Annotated in this window: 27 protein-coding genes; 7 read left to right on the forward strand and 20 right to left on the reverse strand. The window is 50.0% G+C overall.

What is annotated here, in order from left to right:
* Positions 1–210: 210 nt before the first annotated feature.
* The gene (locus PPRES148_RS04325; RefSeq protein ID WP_149453401.1) at positions 211–666 is read left to right on the forward strand and encodes a hypothetical protein; all 456 of its coding nucleotides are present in this window, start codon (positions 211–213) and stop codon (positions 664–666) included.
* A gap of 424 nt (positions 667–1,090) precedes the next feature.
* Here the strand turns inward: PPRES148_RS04325 and PPRES148_RS04330 are convergent, their stop codons facing one another.
* From PPRES148_RS04330 to PPRES148_RS04360, 7 genes are all read right to left on the reverse strand, one after another.
* Positions 1,091–1,648, reverse strand: coding sequence for a hypothetical protein (locus PPRES148_RS04330; protein WP_149453402.1), 558 nt, complete (start codon positions 1,646–1,648; stop codon positions 1,091–1,093).
* Between the two features lie 408 nt (positions 1,649–2,056).
* Positions 2,057–3,541: an alpha-helical endospore appendage domain-containing protein gene (locus PPRES148_RS04335; RefSeq protein WP_149453403.1), complete on the reverse strand. Its 1,485-nt coding sequence runs from the start codon at positions 3,539–3,541 to the stop codon at positions 2,057–2,059.
* Between the two features lie 52 nt (positions 3,542–3,593).
* A complete protein-coding gene (locus PPRES148_RS04340; RefSeq protein ID WP_149453404.1) occupies positions 3,594–3,839 on the reverse strand; it encodes a hypothetical protein in 246 nt (81 codons plus the stop codon).
* Positions 3,832–4,764, reverse strand: coding sequence for a 16S rRNA (cytidine(1402)-2'-O)-methyltransferase (gene rsmI, locus PPRES148_RS04345; RefSeq protein WP_149453405.1), 933 nt, complete (start codon positions 4,762–4,764; stop codon positions 3,832–3,834). Before rsmI ends, PPRES148_RS04340 begins: the two co-directional genes overlap by 8 nt.
* A gap of 61 nt (positions 4,765–4,825) precedes the next feature.
* Complete coding sequence (locus tag PPRES148_RS04350) at positions 4,826–5,188, reverse strand: initiation control protein YabA (RefSeq protein ID WP_246142951.1); 363 nt, start codon at positions 5,186–5,188, stop codon at positions 4,826–4,828.
* A 17-nt stretch (positions 5,189–5,205) separates the two neighbouring features.
* Positions 5,206–6,171, reverse strand: a complete 966-nt coding sequence (locus PPRES148_RS04355; protein WP_149453407.1) for a hypothetical protein — start codon at positions 6,169–6,171, stop codon at positions 5,206–5,208.
* Between the two features lie 312 nt (positions 6,172–6,483).
* A complete protein-coding gene (locus PPRES148_RS04360) occupies positions 6,484–7,092 on the reverse strand; it encodes a hypothetical protein (protein ID WP_149453408.1) in 609 nt (202 codons plus the stop codon).
* A gap of 24 nt (positions 7,093–7,116) precedes the next feature.
* Here PPRES148_RS04360 and PPRES148_RS10995 point away from each other — a divergent pair, with 24 nt between their 5' ends.
* Positions 7,117–7,284 (forward strand): hypothetical protein, encoded by a 168-nt coding sequence (locus tag PPRES148_RS10995; protein WP_187820584.1) that lies wholly within the window; start codon positions 7,117–7,119, stop codon positions 7,282–7,284.
* Between the two features lie 1,069 nt (positions 7,285–8,353).
* Here PPRES148_RS10995 and PPRES148_RS04365 read toward each other — a convergent pair.
* From PPRES148_RS04365 to PPRES148_RS04380, 6 genes are all read right to left on the reverse strand, one after another.
* Positions 8,354–9,580 carry a DivIVA domain-containing protein gene (locus PPRES148_RS04365; RefSeq protein WP_149453409.1) on the reverse strand — a complete coding sequence of 409 codons (1,227 nt, stop codon included), beginning with the start codon at positions 9,578–9,580 and terminating at the stop codon, positions 8,354–8,356.
* Between the two features lie 44 nt (positions 9,581–9,624).
* Positions 9,625–9,771: a hypothetical protein gene (locus PPRES148_RS11000; RefSeq protein ID WP_187820585.1), complete on the reverse strand. Its 147-nt coding sequence runs from the start codon at positions 9,769–9,771 to the stop codon at positions 9,625–9,627.
* 283 nt (positions 9,772–10,054) lie between these two features.
* A complete protein-coding gene (locus PPRES148_RS12875; protein ID WP_281289918.1) occupies positions 10,055–10,186 on the reverse strand; it encodes a hypothetical protein in 132 nt (43 codons plus the stop codon).
* 391 nt (positions 10,187–10,577) lie between these two features.
* Complete coding sequence (locus PPRES148_RS04370) at positions 10,578–10,997, reverse strand: cell division protein SepF (protein ID WP_149454228.1); 420 nt, start codon at positions 10,995–10,997, stop codon at positions 10,578–10,580.
* A 36-nt stretch (positions 10,998–11,033) separates the two neighbouring features.
* Positions 11,034–11,735 carry a YggS family pyridoxal phosphate-dependent enzyme gene (locus PPRES148_RS04375; protein ID WP_246142895.1) on the reverse strand — a complete coding sequence of 234 codons (702 nt, stop codon included), beginning with the start codon at positions 11,733–11,735 and terminating at the stop codon, positions 11,034–11,036.
* Positions 11,736–11,742: 7 nt separating this feature from the next.
* Positions 11,743–12,621: a purine nucleoside phosphorylase YfiH/LACC1 family protein gene (locus tag PPRES148_RS04380; RefSeq protein ID WP_187820587.1), complete on the reverse strand. Its 879-nt coding sequence runs from the start codon at positions 12,619–12,621 to the stop codon at positions 11,743–11,745.
* Between the two features lie 641 nt (positions 12,622–13,262).
* Here PPRES148_RS04380 and pdaB point away from each other — a divergent pair.
* On the forward strand, positions 13,263–14,045 hold the full coding sequence (gene pdaB / locus PPRES148_RS04385; RefSeq protein ID WP_149454229.1) for a polysaccharide deacetylase family sporulation protein PdaB: 783 nt from the start codon (positions 13,263–13,265) through the stop codon (positions 14,043–14,045).
* On the opposite strand, the gene PPRES148_RS04390 is transcribed toward pdaB, so the two are convergent.
* The 4 genes from PPRES148_RS04390 to PPRES148_RS04400 all read right to left on the reverse strand — a co-directional run bounded on the left by PPRES148_RS04390 (position 13,990) and on the right by PPRES148_RS04400 (position 17,751).
* Positions 13,990–14,673: a KinB-signaling pathway activation protein gene (locus tag PPRES148_RS04390; protein ID WP_149453412.1), complete on the reverse strand. Its 684-nt coding sequence runs from the start codon at positions 14,671–14,673 to the stop codon at positions 13,990–13,992. The two genes, pdaB and PPRES148_RS04390, sit on opposite strands and share 56 nt — an antisense overlap.
* 29 nt (positions 14,674–14,702) lie before the next feature.
* Positions 14,703–15,809 (reverse strand): Mrp/NBP35 family ATP-binding protein, encoded by a 1,107-nt coding sequence (locus PPRES148_RS04395; RefSeq protein ID WP_149453413.1) that lies wholly within the window; start codon positions 15,807–15,809, stop codon positions 14,703–14,705.
* Positions 15,810–15,987: 178 nt separating this feature from the next.
* Positions 15,988–16,125, reverse strand: a complete 138-nt coding sequence (locus tag PPRES148_RS11015) for a hypothetical protein (protein WP_187820589.1) — start codon at positions 16,123–16,125, stop codon at positions 15,988–15,990.
* A gap of 192 nt (positions 16,126–16,317) precedes the next feature.
* Complete coding sequence (locus PPRES148_RS04400) at positions 16,318–17,751, reverse strand: pantoate--beta-alanine ligase (RefSeq protein ID WP_187820590.1); 1,434 nt, start codon at positions 17,749–17,751, stop codon at positions 16,318–16,320.
* Between the two features lie 332 nt (positions 17,752–18,083).
* On the opposite strand from PPRES148_RS04400, the gene bioA reads away from it, so the two are divergent.
* On the forward strand, positions 18,084–19,475 hold the full coding sequence (gene bioA, locus PPRES148_RS04405; RefSeq protein WP_246142896.1) for an adenosylmethionine--8-amino-7-oxononanoate transaminase: 1,392 nt from the start codon (positions 18,084–18,086) through the stop codon (positions 19,473–19,475).
* Between the two features lie 573 nt (positions 19,476–20,048).
* Here the strand turns inward: bioA and PPRES148_RS04410 are convergent.
* Complete coding sequence (locus PPRES148_RS04410; protein WP_149453416.1) at positions 20,049–20,243, reverse strand: hypothetical protein; 195 nt, start codon at positions 20,241–20,243, stop codon at positions 20,049–20,051.
* Between the two features lie 640 nt (positions 20,244–20,883).
* Positions 20,884–21,096, reverse strand: a complete 213-nt coding sequence (locus tag PPRES148_RS04415; RefSeq protein WP_149453417.1) for a hypothetical protein — start codon at positions 21,094–21,096, stop codon at positions 20,884–20,886.
* A gap of 68 nt (positions 21,097–21,164) precedes the next feature.
* On the opposite strand from PPRES148_RS04415, the gene PPRES148_RS04420 reads away from it, so the two are divergent.
* The 3 genes from PPRES148_RS04420 to PPRES148_RS04430 all read left to right on the forward strand — a co-directional run bounded on the left by PPRES148_RS04420 (position 21,165) and on the right by PPRES148_RS04430 (position 22,177).
* Positions 21,165–21,548 carry a hypothetical protein gene (locus tag PPRES148_RS04420; protein ID WP_149453418.1) on the forward strand — a complete coding sequence of 128 codons (384 nt, stop codon included), beginning with the start codon at positions 21,165–21,167 and terminating at the stop codon, positions 21,546–21,548.
* Positions 21,549–21,607: 59 nt separating this feature from the next.
* Entirely contained in the window at positions 21,608–21,829 is a 222-nt protein-coding gene (locus PPRES148_RS04425; RefSeq protein ID WP_149453419.1) for a hypothetical protein, read from the forward strand.
* Positions 21,830–21,952: 123 nt separating this feature from the next.
* A complete protein-coding gene (locus tag PPRES148_RS04430; protein WP_149453420.1) occupies positions 21,953–22,177 on the forward strand; it encodes a hypothetical protein in 225 nt (74 codons plus the stop codon).
* 581 nt (positions 22,178–22,758) lie between these two features.
* Here PPRES148_RS04430 and PPRES148_RS04435 read toward each other — a convergent pair.
* Positions 22,759–23,955, reverse strand: a complete 1,197-nt coding sequence (locus tag PPRES148_RS04435) for a hypothetical protein (RefSeq protein WP_149453421.1) — start codon at positions 23,953–23,955, stop codon at positions 22,759–22,761.
* Positions 23,956–24,719 lie beyond the last annotated feature (764 nt).

Here is a 24,719-nt window from a genome sequence, read left to right on the forward strand (position 1 = left end):
CATCCACCAGAACATGATGGTCCATAGAAAAGAAAACATAGAATTTCCGTTTTCTTCCCATGATATGGAAAGTTATAAAAAAATGGACGGATTGTTTGACCCTATGCATCAAAAAAACTACAATGGGTCGGAGGGGGGAATGCTAACCCCTGCCAGAAGAATAGTGGTGTATCTATCCTAAAAAACAAGAAAGAGAGTGTGTGAGTAATTATGATAAGAACAATAAAAACAAGCATTCTATTCGCCTCTACCAGTCTACTGGCCTTAATGGGGGAAGATAGCATCATTACCCATTCGATAGAAGCCCATAGTATGAACTCACAACACACATCCGTAACGGAATCGGGTACAGGGGAAATGGAAACGGAATGGAGGGAACTTGTTACCCAAAATAAACTATTATTTAAGAGAATGGTACAGGATCCTAACGGAGTATCCGGGGAAGATATGAGGGAGCTCGTGGATAAAGCTAATGATTTTTATCACAAACAACTCGGGTATGGAGAAGAAACGTTTTCACTCAATGAGGCGTGGTCCCAATTGACAGGGACCGCGGAGAAAGCCCGTGGGAATCCACATAGATATAAAAAATTACTCAACGCATACGATAAATCCATTGGAAAAATCCAGGGGGGATATAAGGTAGTTCGAGAAGGGAACCCCTAGAAGTACACAGGGGTATAGAGAATTACCAAAAAGGGGGTCTATTCGAACCCTTTTTTGGTGTGAATAGGAACGAAAAACTTCATAACAACATAATAATTTTTTAAACTGGGGCTTTCGACCACCCTACGCCCTCGATACAAAATGAATGATCTAAAAATTTTAATTATTTATAAAAATATATACAATTATACTAGGGAACAATCCTTCGCAGGGGTTGTTTGTTGTGATAGATGATTCATCACCTATACAGCTTACTACTCGACACACACCCCTGAAAACCTCATTCAGAAATTCACACACCTACAACAGAATACCTATCCAACAGAGAAGCCCAAGGCCCTCCCTCCTTATGGGTAAACGTAAATCACGAGGGGAGCTATGTGCGCCCCTCGTGTATCATCCCCCCACAACAAACCCGATACCATCAATCCAACTGAAAGATGCGAATGGAAAGTTCATCCACCAAAGTCGGCGTAGTACCGGAATCAATGACAAACTCCAACACATTAGTCTGGGAACCCGTCGTTCTGAAAATGGCCCCCCCTGAAGAACTGACAAAACCATCAATCTCCAGGGCAGTTTCTGGACTACGCGCCCGACTACCCCGAATATTCACACCATCGAGACGCAGAACGATATTGAGACCATAAGTAGGCGGCGGATTAGCAACAATCGTGTACTCGACAGAATAGGCTGATCCAGGAGCCAGAAGAACACTGGACGAAGGAACCACATGTGTAATATTCGTACCCGAAATATAGAAATTCTCATCAATCGGGATCGCACTACCAGCGGCCACATTAGTCAATTCCGTGAGACCCAAATGGGCATGCTGTCTTGTGCAACACACACCATTCGGACCCATTGGGCCTTGAGGACCATCGCAGGAAAGGGAAAGTGCCCCAACCCCTCCCCTGCGTCGCACCGGACAGGCAACTTTCACTGCATCCGGCACTCTATCAACGACCGATGGTAGAACCACAATGAAATAGACCTCTTACCACCCGCCGCTGACAAAAGCCTTTCCCTCCATGTGCGTTAACACACTTCTCCGGTACTCCGGCTTTGCTTTTGCGGAAAAACCCACAAACCACGTTCCGTACCATCTACTCTTCCCCCATGACCTTAGGTGACGGTAAGAAGGCCACTGGGAACGATGCAAGAAATCGACATTCTTGCAACCCTTACTACCCGACGTGACGGCATCGGGAATAATCTCCCAGAAAAAAATACCGGTTCATGGCCCTTATGATCCGTTTCGCCTCAACACCCTTTGGGCGTATGACTCACCTTAGCCATGATTTCGATGCACCCCACCCGGCTCTATGCCAGGCATCCTCACAAAGGGATCTTGCACACGGGTGGGACGCAGGCCCACATGATTCCTCATTCATGCAGGCACTCGATGATACAGTTCCAGCCCTATCACTAACTGGGCAGAGTACATAGATGCCATAGAAGAAGAACTGGCCCCTACTTGGTCTGCAACGTGTCGCACCGTCACCCCGGTAGCTCCTGTACTTCCTGGTACGCCGGGTAACCCTGGCGGTCCCGGTAAACCCAGTGGTCCTGGTGGACCCGGAGGACCCTGTGGTCCCAATAGTCCTGGCCGACCCTGTGATCCTGGTACTCCTGGCGGACCTGGAGGACCGGTACAGCAGGGACCCGGTAGACCCTGTTGACCCTGTTGACCCATTGGTCCCATCGGTCCCATCGGTCCCATTGGTCCCATCGGTCCCCTTGGCCCCAATGGACCCATAGATCCCATTGGACCCATTGGACCCTGGGGCCCCTGTGGACCTGTAGGACCTGGGCAACAGGGACCTGGTGGACCCGTGGCACCGGTTACCCCCTGACAACAACAGCAGGGGCCCGGTGGACCTGGTGGACCCGGTGGCCCCGGCGGCCCTGGGTACCCCCGCGCACCCATTGAACCTGTAACACCCGTGTAACCGATCCCTGGCGGACCCGGTGACCCTGGCAGACCTGGGGATCCTGGAGGACCCGGCGGTCCCGGACACCCCGGTGGACCTGGCGGTCCCGGATACCCCCGCGCACCCATCGGACCTGTAACACCCGTACAACCCATCCCCGGTGGACCTGGAGGCCCTGGTGGACCAGGGTATCCCCGCTCGCCCGTCGCTCCGGTTGCACCTACGCAACAAGAACCCGATGGACCCGGTGGACCCGGTGGTCCTGGTGGTCCTGGTGGTCCTGGTGGTCCTGGGGATCCCGGCAACCCAGACGGCCCCGGTGGTCCCAGCAACCCTGACGACCCCGGTGGACCTGGTGGACCCGGTGGTCCTGGGTATCCCCGCTCGCCCGTCGCCCCTGTTGCACCTATGCAACAAGAATCCGATGGACCCAGTAGTCCCGGTGGTCCTGGTGGTCCTGGTGGGCCCGGTGGCCCTGGTGGTCCCGGTGGTCCTGGACCCCCCCGAGAACCTGTTGCACCCCCACAACAAATCCCTGGCGGACCCGGCGGTCCAGGCGGACCTGGACATCCCGGCGGGCCTGGAAACCCTGGTGGACCCGGTGGGCCCGGTGGGCCTGGTAGACCTCCCCCATCCGAACCCGATACCAAACCTGCCACTGATTCTAATTTAGACTGTAAAATAATTTCCCCAGCAATTGTCTCCTTCATTACAGAAAGTACACTTTTATTGATATCCATCAACTCTGCAATAGTGGGCGGGACCGGCATTCGCGAACCAGACAGCGTACCCAGAACGTATTGAACCTTCTCCCCCTCTGCGTTGAGAATGTGACTCAGAGCAATTTCCTCCAAGGCTACCGAAGATAGGAGGAGATTGACAGCATCCGTACGTGTCAAACTAACAACAGGGGTAACATTGGGTATTCCTGGTTGGGACATATATCAATCTAGCCTAAAGTAGCATCGCTCAACTCCGCGATGCTCCGTGAGGCTACACCTCCCTTCCTAACAAAAACTGGATGGTAAGCATCGCACAAGCAGACCGTCTTACTTTCTTGAAAACAACCTGTGGCTCGCTTGCAGAAAATCTTATGCACGAACCACACGATGTATACAAAAATAGATTGTACCAAGACAAGTATTCGAATAAAAATTTCCATAAAAACAACACGGGATAGGTAAAAATAAAAAATATAGGAAACGGCTCCCCATTCGTACCCAACCATTCCCTATCCACCTTCGGGGTCGTCCTCTTCCCCCCTCCCTATCCCCAAACCATGGTACCTCTGATACACCTCACGACGGGACAAACCCAACCGTCTGGCAACATCCTTAAAAGCCTGTCGGGGTACCTTCCCCAGTGCCAATTCCTCCCGAACAGCCTGTTCAATGGAAACAGGAACGGAGGAAGGGGGGACTGGCGGACCCTCCCCCGCTACCCTTCCTTCCACCACAATCGTACATTCCCCTCGCATACGAGTGCCCTCTCTGAGCATCTCCATCACCTTACTTAGAGGACCCCTCCACCACGTCTCGTAGTACTTCGTCAACTCGCGCGCAATGGCTACAGGGCGATCCCCCAGCACATTGGCAATATCTGATAACGTTTGCAGGAGCCGCTGGGGGGATTCATAGAAAACCAGTGTGGCGGGCACGAATTGCATCTCTTGCAAACGCGCACACCGTGCCGTAGCTTTACGGGGCAAAAAACCCCCAAAGAGGAACGAGTGGGTAGCCAATCCAGAGGCAGCAAGGGCAGCGACCATAGCACAAGGACCCGGAATCGTTACCACCCGAATACCTGCATCCACAGCAGCCCGTACCAACGCATTCCCAGGATCGGAAATGGTAGGCGTTCCTGCATCCGTAACCAAAGCCACGTTATGACCCCGTGACATCATGGGCTCCAGTATTCTAGCCTCCCCCCCTCGTCCGTCGTAACGCGCTAAAGGAGTATGTAATCCATAGTGACTCAACAACTTACGGGTTCGACGTGTGTCCTCCGCCACAATGAGGTCTACCCCCTGCAAAATATCCAGAGCACGTGAGGTGATATCCGCTAAATTACCGATGGGAGTTGCTACTACGTAAAGCTTGGACCCATCCCCCCCCCCTATCGAGGGGGCATCATCGACAAAACTCCTCTGATAGGAAAGTTCCATGGGACCTTATCTCCCCCCAGATCATAGATAGGTACAACGAAAAAACACCGCGGTATAAAAACTACCCCGGCGCCTCATCCCCTTGCGTCAAAAAGGAAAGGCAGAGCATACAATCCCTTTCCAACCGATCACGCAACCGACCATAATGAACATTACAAATATGAAAACCCTCCTCATACAACGACCGCAGCTGATCACCACCCGTGGAAACCCCCGATCCTTCCCCTATTTCACCAACAGGGGCATTTCCCTTTGCGCGAACCAAACGGCGATTCTCCATCCACAAACGATTGTTTTCCTCCACAATCGCTACCAACTGCTGCCGAAGCTCAACACAATCGGACTGCAAACGCCGAACCTGACCCTCTAGATGATCCATCACCCGCACAACACGCACCGCCACACCCTTGGCCATATCGGCCATCACCCTCTTGCTCGTTGTCATTGATCGCCGGTGGAAAGCATGTCCAGAGCAAAACGCTCTAAGATACCACGCGGGTGGAGGGAGGGATTCATCAATCTCCCACGTGCAACCAGAAGATTCCGCAGAAACCGCAACCAACGCTGTTCTGAAATGGACCGAAGGGAGCCCGAAGGAGGAAATTCACTCCACAACCCTGGTACAACAGACATTTCACGATCTACCATCCGACACAACCCCTCCCTTGCCCACGCAATGCAGAGGTCTACCTTCCCTACAACATCCGGGCGCTCACCCTCCCACATCACCTGCGCCCCTAGGGGGCCCATCCTACCCGTAACCAGCGTCTCTTCCGCCCATTGTATCACCCCTATGGAACATTGCGCAAACTTTTCATAGGGCCATTTCTGTACACTAGCCCCCCCCTGCGTAGACAATTGTACTACTACTTCGGCCTGAATCTTCCCCATCCCCCCCTTCACCCACCCAGCAACCCTCACCGCAGGGGAAGGGGGTGTCAAAAATACCATTTGGCAACGTGATCGTAGGGTCGGCAAAAGAGCCCATGGTCGATCACTGAGTAGGAGAATATACCATACCCCCATGGGCTCCTCGAGGAAACGCAACAAAGCATTAGCCGCCTGGGTAGTACAACGTTCCGCTGCCCCCACGATCCACACATGGGGGTCAGGGCCCCCATCCCTACTAGACTGCTGTAAAAAATCCCGTACCTCGCCGATCTTGATAGAATCAACACCCTCCCAAATCCTCATTCTGGGATGACGTTCCCGTTCGCACAATTGACAATCCCTACACCGTCGACAGGCCTTCCCGCCCCGCCGTTGTGTACAGAACAACATCTGAGCTAGATAGAGAGCCACCGCACGCTTACCCGATTCCGCCGGACCGAATAAGGCATAAGCATGGGCGAGACAACCCTTCTCCCATACTAGGCGGAAATACTCCTGGCATTGTTGCTGGTTCATCCTGTTGTCCAACCCCCATCACACAAAATGTCACTATGAGGACCCCATAATCTAAGATACATGGGACTTTTTCAGGAGAGGGACCCCAACGATGAATGTATTGCTTCAGAAATTTCTATGGAAACAAAGGCAATGAAAATTGCCACACTCATAAAAACAAGCAAGCGATGAACGACGGAATGAGCCCTGTAAGGGGATTTCCCCCACATCCTACCATAAAACCACTCATAGCCAGCGCCGTACACACGAACACCAACGAACGTCCATTAAGAAAGGGGATATACCTCTCACCATAGGATGAGATGATGACAGTTATGGAATGAGATAGAATGGGTAAAATTGGAAACTGAGTTTCCCATGGTAGTCAAAACAACAAGGGAAACAGAAAAGGACTGTTTCGCTACGGAACGGAATCCATCCCAAAAGGTTTGCAACCTTCCTGCAACAGACTCCAGCAACCGTAGTGGCCTGAGGGATCCCTACACTATCATAGGTATCGTGACCATTATGGATATAAAGAGAGTTGACCCGACCCCTATAACGATCCTGTAGTTCCCCTACAACTCGTAATTCCTCACGTAAGTTCCTCAGCCCCTTCTGATCATGATCCGAAATCGGCTTGCCAACGACAAAGTCGAGGGAAAGTTCAAGGAAAAACAGGACCGTGGGTTTCCCTGCGATATACTCCGAGAGACTTATGTACTCACCTACTCGCCCGTTTCGTAAAGTAGGCCGAATAAAATTTGGCACACACTGCCCCGTTTCCTCAACGTCCATGATTCCTTTACAACCCACAACCGCAGGGACTCCCCCCTTCTTCCTCCAATTTTCCCATCCCCCCATCCTAAGAAGAACAAACAAAAAGCCCACAACAAACATCAGAAAAGACCGTCGATTCATTACAATACGACCACGTTTCAAGGACGGGGGGTTCCCCTCCCCCCGTTGATCATCCAAAACGATTCACACGATTTTCTCCATGATCATTTCCACTACCTGTTCCAGGACCTGTGGAAGGACAGATTTTCCCGCTTCTCCCCTCCCACAAAGGATACGATTGCGCCCGATCGCATGCCTAAATTCCCCTGGGAGAGTGTCAAGGAGAACTCTTGACCCCTCCCCTCTCCATCAACACCGCCAAGGAACCACACGTACTATTCTCGCATTATGCTAGGGGCCCATGGGATCCATTCATCCGACGAAACACCAATATGCAACTATACCTGGAACAGGTATAAGACACCCATCTGCTAGCTTTCCCCCCAGCTCTCCCTGAGTCCCTTGTACTTACATTTTCTTCTGCCTATTGTTTATTACTATATCACAAGAACATTACAACCATAGGGGGAAACGATCAGGACCGCAGAAAGAAAATCCCTCATTCTTTATAACTGAAATTTTTAAATTTTTTTATAATTCCCGATCCAGCGCTACTTGTTATAGCCAACCCCATCTATCCCCCAATTCCCCGTAGACTCATCATCACTAGTTTGTATCCTACGCTCGTTGGATCCCGTTTTCTGGGAACAGTTTCAGGCAAAAGATTCCTACTGAAATCACAGACAAAATGCAATTACAAGCACCCTGAGCCGGCTCTTCTGATACACCTACAAAGAAAAAAACACCCAAGAACAGGACAGGGAGGATCCAGGTGGAAACTCGAGCGAAGCCATAAATGAAGGAACGAAAAGGGGCACCTACCCTTGAACGCCCCTTTTTTGTTGCCAAAAAAGAAGCGGGAAGGTGCCCCTTCGATCCAAAGCGGGAAATTGAACGAGGATTATCGTTCAGAACTCAGCTTGTCAACCCCTATAACTCACCTGTCTACCCAAAGAAATGACTAGACACCGAGAGTTCATTCAGAACCGGGTGGACTTCCCTTGCTCTCCCCCGGCGTTGACCCCGAGTCCGCTTTGCTGCGTCCACATTGGCCCACCGGAAGAACCCCCCTTCACCTTACAACACCACGTACAACATGGGTTGCACACGGGATGATGTGGTGCAATCATAGTTTGACCCAAACAACGTGGAACCTATACTGGATATTTCTTCTACTTAGATATCCACTGCTCGAAACCCCATCCAGCAAAAAACAACGACCCTTTGTCAGGACAACCATTGCTGAAAGCCGCCCAAGGCGTCTTTTCAGCAAAGGGAATCCCACGTCCAGGTCCGCTGCCCCCTAAAAGATAGCATTCTTCTTCAATTTTTTACGCGTTCCGCGCCGAACCTCCCGACGCGGCTCTACGGAACCATCATCATAGCCACTTCCCTGTTGAGCCCCGCTGTCCTCCGATGGACCTGTCGGACCCCCAGAGCGTATATTTTCATCCCCCACAGGTGGGGAAGGGTAGGTGGCAGTAGGTGGGTATTCGGGGGCAGACCCCCCCCGGGACGCCGTTCCCCCCGCAGACGTATCATAAGACTCCGGACGCATACGATAGGAACGGGGAAGGGGATACATATCCCGTGGCTGTTCATCAGACGAATAACCACCACTCTCCTGCTGCGATGAATATTCCCCTGGACCCGCATACCCATCCTGAACCTGTTGGGAATAATTCCCCTGTACACCAGCGGGGGGGCCATACGGTGACGGTTGTTGACCCGAACCCGTTGTGGACGTCGGAGAATACGTCAACACATTACGATCCGTGGACTGCCCCCCGCCCCTTGGAGTGGGCAAGGAACCAGCTATTTGCTGTGAATCCATCGCTGGAGAAAAAGAATCCTGTGTGGAAGATGGGGCCGCCGTCGATGCCCGCTGCTGCTGTGTAGATCCATCGCCTGAAACCTTTGTTGCCGCCGCCTCCTGTGCTACCTTGTCCATTTCAGATCCATCGGGTAGGGTAGACGCTGTCTCCTTTACATCCCTATCCGCTTCCCCAGCCAACTTCCCGGTTGAACACCAATCAGAATTCTCGATCATCTCCCAATGCGAACGTATGAGACCCTTCATATGAACCTCATAGGACATCGCCATCCGTTCCCAAGCCCGGCACTTTTCAATCGCCTCATTGAGAACCCGATCCGCGTTCTTATTCGCCTCTTGAACTATGATCTCCGCCTCTTTCTTAGCATTGGCGCTCACCTCATTAGCCACTTCCTGAGCCACACGAATGGATTTGTATATACTTTGTTCCATCATACCAGCAGACTGAGGGGAATCACTAGCATACGTATGACGACCCGTAGCAGAAACTTCATCCAGCTGGCCCTGTAAATTCTGCACCTGTTGCTTTAAATCCTCATTCTCCTTTTCCAATTGCTCACTTTGGACCTTCATGTACTCCATACAGTCGGTAATCTGATCCAAAAAATCGTTCACTTCTGCACAGTTGTAGCCTCTAAATGCATACTTAAATTCCTTATCACGGATATCGTAAGGGGTGATGCGCATTGTTCGCATCTCTTGTTTGCACCTCCTAAAATGACTCTCGGCGCGGGTAAGTCTCACATTCCTATCATCTGTGTATCCCACATGGGAACGTAAATCACCCTACAAAAACCGATCCAACTCCTGTCCCCATGGCCGAATGCATACGTCACAAAAACATCCTCCGTCTCTAAACACAACCCTACGCAATCACGATCCATCATCAGGGTGGCGGCTCACTCCCCACTGCACCATTGTACACTCCCTCACTAAGAGTCTCAATGTTTCTACCTCACCTGTTCAAATGAATACGTGTGAGGCAAGCCGTACAAGCCCCATTCCATTGCAATAATCCGTACACCAAGGGGGTAAAATTCATTTGAACTATCCACTAGAATCAGACCATCGTCCTGCACCTATCCAAAACCAACAACCCCCCACATCCCCCTACTGAAAAAAATCAGATTGGGAATCATTCCCCCTAGGACCGATGAACTAAGGGGAACTTCATGGTACAAAACTCGCCTGATCGTAAGATACCTCACAGCCGTGCCCTAGGAGAAGACTACCAGGGCCATCAGGAACACTGTAGTATCCCCCGCTACTGTAGATAATCAACCCCTCCTCCTTCTCTAGCATCCATTCCCATCCCATTCGGCCAGCATGAGATCCACACGTCCCAACGAGGTCCTTTCCGCCCCTCCTTACTCCCAGGGCAGAGGTTCCGTTGGCTATTTTGAATATTTTTAAATAAATAAATTTTCTGTAAAATAATAAAAAAGGAAATTCTACCCAATGTAAGCAATGACAAACTCGCAAAAAGTTTCTACCCCATCCCACATAAATTCAATCGACCTCATAGCTCTATTATAATCCAATAACTAGAACTAAATCCATAATAAATAGGAATATAAAAAGATAAAATAAGAATTGCAACGATTCACTACGCACGCCTTATTCCTCAGGCAAACGAGGGAAGATCACCCATCCACCTTTGTTCATAGAAACCTAGGCAAAGGATCCCCCTCCCTCAGTTCTCACGTAACATCTCACGGATGGTTCCTTGTACATCAACATTAGCCGGTGTACAAAGAAAAATGCCTGGACCCACCTTCTGAATATGTCCCCCCAATGCATAAACTGTCCCGCTGAGGAAATCCAGGATACGGCGTCCCGTAGGATTAGGCACCGATTGCAAATTGATGACCACGGACCGCTGATTCTTTAGATTATCGGCCATTTCCTGTGCATCCTCATATACCCTGGGTTCAGACAAAACAACACGCACACCTTTCTGAGTCTGTTTCGGAGCATGAAACGAGACCACATTGTTGACACCCGAGCGCCCCCGCTTGCCCTCTGCACGCTTCGAGGGTTCCCTTTCCTCCCCTCTTTCCTCCTCGCTTTCCTCTTCTTCATCCATCCCCAAAAAATCCATGACGCGATCCATCCACCTCGCCACCGCATTCCCTCCCCCCAAAGGATTTCAATTACCTCCCCCTCCATGATCCGGTGCAAACAGAGACGAACCAATCCGTACCCATGTAGCACCCTCCTCGATCGCCACCTCAAAGTCATTGGACATACCCATAGAAAGTTCGGGGAAATGATTCCCCCGCGCAGCCCATTCCCTCTGCAGAGAGGCAAGCCGACGAAAAACAGGTCTTACCTCCTCTGCCCTCTCCACCCGCGGTGCCATTGTCATCCATCCCACCACCTGCAACGACGGATAAGCCGGCAACTCGTCCAACACCTCTGCAAGGGAAGAGGGAGGAAACCCTGCCTTACTGGCCTCCCCACTCACGTTGATCTGTAAGAAAACACGCAATCTTGTGCCCGCCCTCTCACACTGTACGGACAAGGGCTCCAACAAGGACATCCTATCCAGGGCATGAAAATAACGAAAGAACCCCGCCACCCATTTGCACTTATTCCGTTGTAATCGCCCAATAAGATGCCATGTACCCACCTGAATACCCGCGTCCCTCTTACGTAATGCCTCCTGCGGCCTACTTTCGCCAAAATGATCCCATCCAAGCTCCTGCGCCTGCCGAATTTGCTGAATTGTGGCAGACTTCGTAACCGTAACCACCCTTACCGTCGCGGGATCACGATTCACACGCGCACAAGCCTGCCTCAGACGACGATGAATTCCCTGCCATCGGGTGTACAATTGCGATTCTTGCACCTGATATCTACTCCCATCCTCGTCCATTAGATCGCCAACCCAGCCATGCTGCCATTCGCAAACCCACCTCAGGCTGTCGACGATGGGAGTGAAAACGGGGCTCCCGACTGCAACACGTACACCACTGGCTCACGAGTATGTGCTCCCGGTTCACCCCTAACTCCACACATTGCGCGACTAGGATGGCCCGTAAGTCGATTCGCCACCATCCCGTTGTGGAATCCAACTCACCCACCGAGGGACAGGGTGAGCTAGCCAACAACAATTGGGCCACATCCTCCCGAACTTGGAAACAACAGGGCCCAATGGATGGCCCCAAGGCTACCCGAACCTCGGACAAGGGTACCCAAAGCTTCCGCAAATGGGGGATCACCTGCCTAACGATCCCCCCTGCCGTTCCCCTCCATCCCGCATGCAGAAGGCCTAAAAAGGGCTTTCCTTGGGGGGAATCGGGTTCCTTATACATCAAATAAACGGGAACACAATCCGCAACGCAAATGGCCAACAATACGTCCTTTAGATCCGTGGCCAATCCATCCGCATCCGGAAACGCATCCTCCCTGGAGGAAGAGCCGCGTCCCCTCCTATACGGAGTAACCCAAGCAACCCTTGTATCATGCACCTGCTCGGCCATGGTCCAGCATTCCATATCCATATCCAAAAAACAACACAGTCTCCTACGATTGTGGACCACCTGTGCCCACAGGGTACCATGCGCTCCCCAGGGCAACTGGTATTGACTCTCTACCTCCGGATTCTTCCATAGCGTAATCCCCACTGTACACGAAGGGTACTCTTCCTCCCACTGTGGGATCCGTAGACAGAACCCTCCCTCGCACACGCTGGGGGAAAAGGGTTCCTCCGTCCTAGCAGAGGATTTATGCAAAACCCTCACACCCCCAAATAGGATTTTCTTCCTCATCCTTCCGCCATGACTATACAACCCTTATTCGGCGCTAGGGGGAAAAAGGGTTGGACAAAAACCACCAGATCCTATGTACACAAGTCTAAATCAATGGACAAACCCTTTCCTTTTCGAGCCTCCCATTCTCCCCCCACCTATTGTAGCCCGCTTCCCCATGGGGCTCAATCCTACCACGGACCCCATGACCCCATGGGTCAGGAAAACCTAAGGGATCCGGATATAGGATCATGGTTTTCGTTTCCCAACTTGTCTCTGAATTTTGGACCGAATCCCCATCTACCGTAGCGGATTCCCATTGGATGGGACTGTTTCCCCGCATGGATATGTACCAATTTTATGCAACACACTCCATAGAATACCGTCCTCCCTTAAGGGGATCGATGGAAACCACCCCATTTCCTACCACTCGATCCGATTGTAACAAATTCGTTTAGAATATTGAAATTACTACCGCTGGGGGCCTATCCCCCATAAGAAAAGCAACCACCTATCCTGAAACCCCAGGATCATACATGACAAGCTGGAGCGTACCTATGGGGATATATAGGATCCAACATCAGGCGTTACCCACAGCAGCCAGACAAGGGGGAGAAGTGGAACGAATGCATCCTTTCATCATCGTCATTTCTGGTAGAAAAATGTTACGCGTGACCTTACTCTCGGCAACTATCATCGGCTTGCTTTCGTTTGCCTATGCGGAACGCCACTACGCAATCGAGGTTTTCAGTGGGGGAATTGCACCCCCGAAACCCCCCATGGCAATCCGTGATGTAAAGACGGACAAAAAACAAATTGCCCTCACCTTTGATATCAGCTGGGGGGAAGAGCGTTCTGGACCCATCCTGGATATTTTGGAACAAAAGGGAATAAAATCCGCCACCTTCTTCCTCTCAGGTCCCTGGGCAAGACAACACCCTCATATTGTCGAACGAATTGCTAAAACCTATGAAATTGCAAGTCATGGCCATAAACACATCAACTACAGCAACCTAGGTGAACAGCAAATCAGGGAACAAATTCTCGAAGCGGATACCATACTAACAAAACTCACAGGAAAAAAACCTAAGTTGATCCGTTATCCTAATGGAGATGGCAGCGATTCTACCCGTGTCCTGGGAATTGCCAGCAAACTGGGATACACCTCGATCCACTGGGGGACGGACTCCAAGGACTGGATGAATCCTGGAGCCGATAAAATCATTAAAAATGTTGTAAAGAAAGCCCATCCAGGGGATATTGTTCTGCTCCATGCCAGCGATACCTGTAAGCAGACCCATCTAGCGCTCCCAACGATCATCGATCAACTCAAAGGGGAGGGATACACATTCGTCACAGTTTCCGAGTTACTTTCAGACGCCGGTGTGCGGGTGAATCCTGTCGATTGATCCCCCCCGACGGGGGGGAAAGGGAGGAATCCGGTGGAGGCGAAGCGGTGGAAGTACGTACCCAACGTGAGAGCCATAAGATTTGCCATGCATTGCAGAAAAAAATGACTAAAACATACCAAATGATGTAGTGCCAGGGGAGCAAACCCTGCTGCACATTGAGAACGGGACTACTAGCTAGGGCGGTGAATGTAACCATAAAAAACAGAGTGGGCACAAAAACACGCCGATTCACCAGGCATACCTTCCAAAGAGCAACCCCCAACGAGGCAAGAAAAACAAAGACGGGAAATCCCCCATTGGGCCACCACCCCGTCTCTGCACGCTGTCCCTGCAAATGGAAGAGTAGAAACATGACAACCCCTATCAACATGAATTGCACTAGGAGATAAGCACGCGGAGACCGAGCGAGAAAGTAACTCCTAGCCATGGAATGAAGGACAAGATAAATCAGAAAACTCATGATGGAAGCGAGAGGGAGCAGGACAGAAAAAAGAGCTACGCCCTTCCATCCCCAAGAAATTCTATAACCCAAAAGAGCCTGTAACACCCAAAGGAGGGTCAGCGCAATGAGAATGCCTACCAATAAAGTCGAACTAAGCCAAGTCGGAATGCGATTTCGTTGCATTCTAGGCGGAACCCCCCCACCGTATCCCTCTACCGGGCTGCCGAAGACGAATTTATTTTACTAAGAACAGCGGCAGCAAGCTGATCGTACATAGCGCCCAATCGATGTTCGGGGGGATAAATCGCATCCCTCACCACACCCTCACTGGTACCCCCAGGGGACACCAGAGGTATTTGGGACAAAAGAGAAACCCCGAGCGTTTCCGCTACCTTTTTTCCTCCACCCGAACCAAAAACCTGCTCCTTTTCCCCCAATCGATTCTCATACCAGGCCATGTTTTCTACCACGCCCAATAATTCGTGCTTCGTTTTGTGCAGGGCCATACTACCCGCACGAATAGCTACATGAGCCGCACTAGGGTGGGGGGTGGTCACAAGGATTTGTTTACACTGTGGAATCATTTGATGAACATCCAGTGCGATATCCCCTGTACCCGGGGGTAGGTCCAGAACGAAATGGGTCACCTGGTTCCAGTGGATATCGACAAAGAAATTGCGGAGCATTTTTCCCAACATAGGCCCTCTCCAAATGACGGGGGCATTATCCTCCACAAAAAAGCCCATGGACATGACTTGAACACCATGTTGCTCCACGGGAACAACGGTTTCATCAATGACCACCGGACGGCGTTGTACACCCATCATTTCCGGTATGCTAAATCCATAGATATCAGCATCTACCAGACCTACCCGACAACCCGCACGTGCCAGAGCAACAGACAGGTTAGAAGCTACTGTAGATTTTCCTACCCCCCCCTTGCCACTCACCACAGCGAGACAAACCACCCCTTGCTCCTGCAACCAATAGGCGGGAGGGCGGGTCGTTCCATCTGCACCCGTCTGTTTCCGCTCTGCTTGCAGCCGCCCGGAAAGAGCCTTCCTTTGCTCGCTCGTCATCTCGCCCCAAGTAACTCCCACAGAGGTAGCCCCAAGGGCCTTGATGGCGTCCACAACATCTTGTTTGATTTTGGCCTTCATCGGACAACCCGCCACCGTAAGTACAACAGTCAGGCTCACCTCGGACCCCTCGACACGTACCTCGCTTACCATGCCCAAGGTAACCAAATCCTTGCCCAGCTCCGGATCCTGTACGGAACGAAGGGCATGGGTCACACTTTCCACCGTCAATGTCGCCATGTTCCTACCCCTTCCAGCTTTTTTACCTACCATAGATCACCTTATGTAAAAATACCCCAACCTATCGTAACGTGCCCCCTTACCGCCCATTGTATCACGAGCAATAGAACGAAAATAGTTACCCTACAGCGACAACACAACATGAATCAAAACCCGCCCTACCATTCCTCCGTTATCCTTAGGTAGGTAACCTGTGAAGGGAACCCAACAACGAATGGGTAATCATGTATAAATCTTCTGAAAATATCAATCGGACCCCCACAACATCCACGAAAACCACCCCAACCCAGGACCCAAGATTCTTCCATCGTATCAAAAAAACGGGGGATCCCCCCCACCACCAACAAATTCCCCGATGATTTCTTGATATTCATTCCCTGTATGTTTTCAATCTATACATGGTCACTATGCGGATAGAAACCCCCCATGGGAAACGGAAAGGAGGAAACCTACCCCGAATTTTCCCATCCCCACGGGGACCCTCCTGATCCATATCTCCGCCCCATCATCACAGGGTCCTGAAATCAGGGAGGAACCTGATGAGATGACGGTAGATCCCGGACAAGTTTTTGGGAATCATCCATCCACAACCCCCCCTCAGGGAAGGACAATAGAGATGTTTCTCCAAACCATTCTCTGTCCATAAAATATGATCCATCAGACATGTAGATCCATATCGAACCGATACCAACAAGATCAGGGAACGGACCTGTAAGTCATCAGGAACCTGAAAGCCTGGATAGGTACGCAGAGCCACACTCTCTATCTTTCTCGTAATCGGCCCCCTCTTCCCTCCTTTCCCCTGGCGCTTCAATAATCCTAGGATAAACTCTTCCGCACCCTTCACGGTAGAGGGAACAGAACCGGTGCACCGAGCGCGTTGTTCTCCAACAAAAATGAGATCCATTATTAATTTCAAACGGAGATGGAAGAAAGACGCATACGATCGCTCATTGGATGTAAGATGGGCATTTCGTGCACAACAAATCAAACCATCCCGCTCACGAACGGACGGAATCTCCACCACACGAAACGGCATAGACTCAACCTTCCGTTGAATCGCAAGGGACCGCCTCGGGTTGTTGAGACCCAAATAGAGGGAATGGGGTTGAATCCATTGACACAATTTCAAAACCTCTTGCGCCGCTTCCTCATAATCATGCCCCGTTTCCCGGGACCCTTCTAGGGAATCCCCACACAGGGAAGGAGGGGCCTCCGCGTACACTTCCTCCTCGGTAGGAACAAAGAGAAGATCCACACCTGCCCTCTGTGCCTTCTTCTGGTCCCTTGCTCGATCACGGGGATAACGAAGGTACTCCTCATGGGAGGAAAACTGCTTTGAACCCACAAAAACGGACAGAACTACCCGTTCATTCTCCCGACGTGCCTGCTGCACCATATACTCATGACCAGCATGCAACGCACCCTTGGTAGGTACAAAACCGATCCTCGCGGATCCACCCGACTCCTTAGACCAATCCTGTAGGACAGACCTCAGACTGGCCACGGACGTACATACCCTCATCAATGAGTCCCCTGCTTCCCCCTCTTCCCGCTCGACCCGGGCTTGTTGGAAAATATCAGCAAGAAACCCTAACACGTCACTGTCCTCTGTCTCGTCAGAAATGGGGGCCTCTGCAAAGGTAGCTATAATATCGGGATCAAAGAGGGCCATTGCCTCACACGTGGAAGAAGAACAGAGCTCTTGAAAATTATGTATATTTCGAGAGCGGAGAAGTTCCGACCATAGGGAACGGAATACAACGGGATCCAAAGTACCCTTCAGGAATCTATAAACCGACATAGGATCCGAAAGATGCCTTGTCCGAATATCAGACACCTCGGCATCCGATAGAAGTTCCCTCGTACGCTTCCGTAATTCAGAATACACGGATTCCTTCTTTTTTGTCCTCCCTTTCGTAGCTGCCTTTTTTTCAACCATCGCAAATCCCCCCTCGAAAACTCTTCCTACCATCGTAACAAAATCATACCAGAAAAGATCCCCTGAATCATAAAAAACAATCCCCCACACCGGTATCATAATTAAGTCTATAAAAAAAATGATCAATGTAAGGGATGATCCTTCGTTCCGGACCTACCAACTACGACTAGGGTCAAGACTCGGAAAATCAAGGAACCCGTATCGCATCACAAGGAGACCCAAACATTGAATATGGGGTTTGAATATGGTTGAATGGGCTGAAAGAAAAGGGTGCAATGTTGTAGAAGAATATATACCGGCAGGGCGATAGGTACTCCATGATCAACGGGGGGATGAAGGTGGTACGATCTAATTATATTGAATTATTAGAAAAAAATCGGAAATATCTATGGAACCCCTTTACGCAGATGGCCTCCCACTTCTCTCAAGACCCACCCATCATTGAGCGGGGAGAGGGCGTACGACTCATCGATGTGCGGGGGAAGGTGTACTACGATGGAACAGCCTCCCTGTGGCTCAATGTATGGGGACATGGCCACCCCATTCTAGACGAAGCAATAAAAAAACAGTTGGACAAGATAGCCCACACCACTCTTTTGGGGGCGGCCCATCCTACCGCCATTGTATTGGCTGAGGAACTCATCAAGCTCACACCGACACGCTTGCAAAAGGTGTTTTTTTCCGACAATGGTGCCGCGGCCGTAGAAGTGGGTCTGAAAATGGCTTTTCTTTACTGGCATTATCATGGTTATCACAAAAAACGTGCCCTCATCACGTTCCAAAATGCTTACCACGGCGACACTCTCGGCTCTATGAGTGTAGGAAGGATACCCCTTTATCACAGCGACTTCGAAACTATGGGTTTCCCAACCTACACCGTTCATTATCCCCATCCCTACCGCTTCCCGGGTACGGAGTCCGCATGCTGTACCACCCGTTTGACAGAGGTAGAAACCCTACTAGACTCCCACCACCAGGAGATTGCCGGCATGATTGTAGAGCCCATGATCCAGGGGGCTGGGGGGATGATTCGTATGCCATCAGGATTTTTGAAGGGTTTGGAGAAACTCTGTCGAAAGTATCAGGTGTTGTTACTCCTAGACGAGGTCGCGACGGGTTTTGGTAGAACGGGTCCTATGTTTGCTTGCGAACATGAAGAGGTAAAACCTGATATCCTGATGGTTGGAAAGCAGCTCACAGGAGGGTATCTCCCTGTCTCCGCTACCATAGTTACAGACTCCATATACTATGCTTTCTATGATGAACAAGCTGTACCCTCCACGCGAACCCTCTATCATGGACACTCCTACGCCGGTAATCCTCTAGGGTGTGCGGCAGCCCTAGCCAACTTGGCCCTGTACGAAGAAAAGCAGCTACTGACCCACATCCAAAGAACCCAGAATCATCTAGCAAAGTGTCTCGCCCCCCTACAGGATTTCCCCTACGTAGGCGAAGTGCGACAACTGGGCTTAGCAGTAGGGATCGAACTCGCATCCAATGCCATTCAACGCATCCCCTTCCCCGCTGCGGCCCGAGTCAGCCATCATGTTTGTCAACGAGCCTACCAACACGGCCTGATCATTCGCCCTCTGGGTAGGGATGTGGTGGCTCTTGTCCCACCGCTGGCAGCAACCATGGAGGAATTGACCGCCATGACGGAGATCCTGGTTACCTCCATAAAGGAAGTAACCCCATCATGCAAACAAAAATATGGAAAGTTATGAATGACAAGCGCCTACGGAGGTGAAGAAAAAACCATCACAACGACCCTAGACGACAATGCCTAGCCACATCAAGATGAAGTGTCCCGCTCGTGTAAACAAACCAACCGATGTACGGGGATCGCTTCCGCCGATCCCCACAACCCGCACCAGACAAGCATTCCCGCCTTTTCCTTGACCACTACTCCCTACCCATGCTCCTTATACCAGCGGCGCAGGGTGGTTTAGAATCCAACCCCATCAGCTCCGGAGAACCAAAACACCATCGGGTGCCGAGTCCAAAAGTACGGATTGTACAGACCAATGATCGAAAACACGCCCACCTCAGTTTTCGTGAATGATGCCACACAATCATCATAATATGTTATTTATTAATGAATAAATGCAATATACACTTTTTTTTAGTTAATGTACATATATATTGAATTTAAAAATTCCAAAAGATTCCCAGAGGATGTGAGAACCTCGCTGGGAACTTTGGACCCCACGCCCGATAGACCCCCACGAATTCGGGGGCCTCACTAGGAACTTATGACCCGACACCTTAGTATAACGCCTAGATTAGGTTCCTCCCGCCTACACACCGCATGCCGCCCGGATCATAAATAGTTCGTCTTCCATGGCTTTCCCCAGCGTGTCACAGCTCACCTCGATTTGGACATGGACTGTTCCTTTCGATACGTCTTCAAACAGTGGTTCACTCCCGTTGAGCTCCCTAATCCCCACCAGACGATGATTCTGGCCCCGCCTTTCCCTAAACTGATCACCCACCGGGGGTCATTTCCACACTAGCAGCATTGGATGGTTGGAAGCCTTCTACCTACCACACGACTCCAAAGGACCCATTGCAATCTTCATCACTTATACAGCGTACTCAACACACCCATGAGAAAATTTGCTGAAATACCAATCCTTATCAGCATACGTCCATGATCTCATACTCTAATTATATTCTCCTCATACCTAATTAATTCCACTTATAGCATGTAACCGGGTTGCAAAAATACAGAGTTCACATTTATAATGACACGGTGCACACATCCTTCATAGGGAATGCTTCACTGATGAGGGTCGTACTCGGAATGGCCTCTTCGTTCTACCCTGTGTCCCAATACCCACAACGACAGGGGCAGAGATCCTCTTTGCATACCCCCCCTCCGTTCATTTTTTAGGGATAATCTCGTGATCCTTACCAAAGAAGACTCACGCATCATTCCTGTAGTTGGTTATGATAGAAAACATTCATTGAAGGAGAATGATAGTATTATTATGGACATACATTCTTATAGAAGATACATGAACTGCCCATCGAAATTCTTCCCCATACCCCCCTTAATGGTTATCGGATTATTCTTCGGAATCATCGGATTATCCCCTGTTGCCATCGCGAGTACTCCGGGGGAAGAGCCAACTACAGTTTCATCTGCACCTGCTGCCGTCGCGAGTACTTCGGAGAAAGAGCCAACTGCAGTTCCATCTGCACCTGCTGCCATCGCGAGTACTCAGGAGAAAGAGCCAACTGCAGTTCCATCTGCACCTGCTGCCGTCGCGAGTACTCCGGAGAAAGAGCCAACTGCAGTTCCATCTGCACCTGCACACACAATAGAACCTGATCAGGAACCAAAATCTAAAACAAACATGCACCCTAATGACCATAAAATATTATGTGAAAATACCGGTAGGGGAAAAGGGGTGGAATGCCGGAATGCAAGGTCCTGGATCGATGAGAAGCAAGCGGCCATTGAATATGCCGAAGGGGAACTTTCCTGGATCAATCACGAGGCAGGGGATCCCTCTTCCTACATATTCGAAATGGCTGAGGATCTCTGGGCCAAGGACGATAGGAGCCGGGAGGCCTGGAAAAAAGCCCAGGAGTTAGAAAAAAATGGGGACAGAAATTTCAATGCCTATTGGATCGAGTTCGCAATAAGGGAACGGGAGGCCTCAGAGGCCTGGGAAAAGGCCCGGGACAAAGCAGCATTCTGGTACTCCACCCCGAGGGGGGGGGAGAGAAGACGGATCTCTGGAAAAAGAGGGAGGATTTCTGGAAAAAGAGGGCAGATCTCTGGAAACTGATCAGTGGGACCGTCTGGAGCCCGCTCAATGAAAATGAGGAAAACAACCGGCAGAGGGCCTTGGCCAGGGAAGAGATCCGTAAGCACGGAGAAAAAGAACGGCAGGAGGACCCGGACAAAAAACAAGGGGTCCAGGACAAACGCTTGAAAGCCTTTGCTAAGAACCTAAAAGCCCGGAAAGACCTGAAAAATATCCTGGCCAAGGTCTATCCCGATCAGGAGGGCACCGATTGGACTACTAATCCATGGTGGGACCTAAGGAACGATAGTAAGAAGGATTGATCAGACAAAACAAGTGAGGCCTAGGAGGCCTGGGAAAAAGTCCGAGAAGCCGCAAAAGAGGTCCTGGCCGGGGTCTATCCCCCCGTCCCCTCCGATTGGAAGAATCTATGGACGGGGCCGAACTTGATAAATAAGACCAAGGAGGAACGGGACAAAATCCTGGAAACCCCGATCCAACTCCAGGAGGAACTCAAAAAGGAGAACAGCAAGCTCCGTGTCGCTTTGATCGAAGCCCAAGCCAAGCAACAGAAACTCGATACAGCCCGGGATAAGTCGCAGGCCGCGGACAATGCGTTCTGGGAAAGAGCCAACAGGAGGAAACACCGAGGCAGCCAGAGCTCAGGATGATTTGAAAAAATATCCTGGCCAAAGTTCATTCCCATCAGGGGATCACCCATTGGGAAGGTCGGTAACGGACTCCAAACGATAATGGATGGGGAAAAAGAAAAATCCAGATACCCCCCCGCGACGCGGAGGGTTCGTTGACCCTTCCAGAGCGGTTGGTAGAAGAGGTTTTTGAACCCGTCCAACTCTGCCGGGATGGGGAACCCCGATAGTAGTAGGTGGATAAGACCTAGGAAAGGGGGGGTCGTCTCGGTTTTTCTGAGCACCCCCTGAACACTAAAACCTGTCCCCTTTCATGGGACTGTGCAGTTGATTACATCCCAAATTTGGTGTCGGGTCCCCCAGAGGGGACCCTTTTTGGATACACAATCCCGTTGCATACATTTCTCCGGGTGGGGGCTTCCCAGGGAATATACACACGCGATCGAACGCAACCCCCAAGGGATTCTCAGAGGCAAGACTAGAAATACCCCGAAAGAATGTACACACCCATTCGGAATGCTACTCTCCATCCCCACATTTTTTGAAGTTATGAGGACGGATGTCAAACTCAAACCGTTCAGAAAATACCAATCCACACAAAATTATATTTTAAAAACAATAAATTTAATCAACGCTATAGAAGTAAACAGGAGGAAACAAATAAACCAAACATAAAAAAGGAGAAAACACCATTCTTTGGTTTTCCATCCCCTCCCTCCACAGGAAAAAAACCCCTTATCATTCTCCACCATCCTTGTTTCCTTTCCTGAACACAGGCTTGCAGATTCATTGGGAAATTGGTCCCCCTCTTTCGAAAAGCGTGAATAACCAGCCAACATAATGGGGATAGGAAGGATGATCACATTCAGGAGAACTTGCAGAAGATGGGATAGGGGACTTTGGAAAGAAATAACAAGAACACTAGGTAAATTACTAATATTTAATTTTACAATGTTTATAAAAATGAAGGTAAAAAGAATACTATGAAAAACAAAACTAAACATGGACTCAGATGCTCTTCCCAAGGTAGACCGTTGGGTACAAAATGACAACGGAATCGGTGTCGTCCAAAATTTGAATTTTTCCTTTGAAAAACGCTGCCCGAACAGGAGAAAAAACCACACAGGAAGTATCCAAATACTAAAGAACACCACAAACACCAACAACATAATTCCACCGTAAACATGAACCACCAGGAGAGGGCTTTCATCGATAAAAATGGAAACATAATGAAAAACATGTAATGGCACCAGATATAGGAAGAGAAACTGCAAAACCCGTCTCCGGATGAAAGCAATATCCACTCTCTTCGTCGCCTGTTCGCACCACCGACGCTCACGCCAAACCTGCCATAGGAAACTCAACATCCATACCACAATTCCTATCGTCAAAACCCAAATGGAATGCCATCCACCCCAACGAAAGAGCAATATAGAAAACAGAAAGACAAAGAAACCCAATCCAGGTACACCATACCAACGCCATGCAGAAATACCCCTCCCCCTTGCCTCCTGGAAACACTTTCTCTTGTAAACACTCCACTTCAATAACTCTTCCCTACTGTGCCCCCCCTTAAGGGGGGCAATATAGAGGGAAACCATGGGAAATGCTAAGCAGGGGATGAGAATAGAAGCGAGAGTAAAGACAAAAAAAGGATCTTTTCCATCATAACTATGAAGTAAACCCTTAATATACCCTTCAAAATACCATAGAGTGTGGGAAAATATCAGAACATGGAATACAAAGAACCAGGAAGCATGGAAAAAAACGAACCGTGATACTCTAATTCCTTTCGACATGGAAAACCCCCAGGAATACCTAATCTAGGGAAAAACTACACACATGGGAATGCGTTCCCCAAAGAGGAAGCTAGCCGTCCATTCTCCTAGCCTCTATCATGATATAAATTTGGGCAACCCGGCCCCAATTTCTAAACGCTAGAGCACCGTGAAATACTACAATGAACTTTACACAATAAGCACACAACAGAGAGCAAGGACAGGGAAAGGGCCGTTTTGGCCCTTTCGTTAGCCTTACAACTAAGGGCATAGGGTCAAAAGTCCCCCGCAGGGCTCCTAAGTCTTCGGGAACTATCTTACTATTTTTTAAATATAATATATTTATTTATTAATGGAAGTATCCATCACATGTATTTGTTAGCAAATGGTCATGATTGTATTATAGCAAGCGCAGAAAACTATGAGTGGGCGTGTCCAAACGATCGACTGGTACGATCTCTCATACTTTTGACCCAACACCCTAATGGGCCCGACCCTCATCCCAATCCCTTCTTGGGTCTATCACGAGTTTTTGTTCACACATTCATACAAACCTGTAATTGAGCCCACGATTGGAGCCAAAACACCCGATAGGAATAATGACATCACGCACTCCTCCTCTAACAATGGGTCCACACCTCAGTTTCATTTAGGTGCATATCCGGGTGCAAAGTTACCGCAACCCCCGTTGATTTTGCAACATTGGACGCAATCATTGCCTCCGTAGTAGGCTCAAAAACAACCAGTGTTGTAACAGATCAGAAATGATAATAATAATTTATTTT

Origin of the sequence: Pasteuria penetrans (genome assembly GCF_900538055.1) — a bacterium.
Taxonomy (GTDB): Bacteria; Bacillota; Bacilli; order Thermoactinomycetales; family Thermoactinomycetaceae; genus Pasteuria; species Pasteuria penetrans.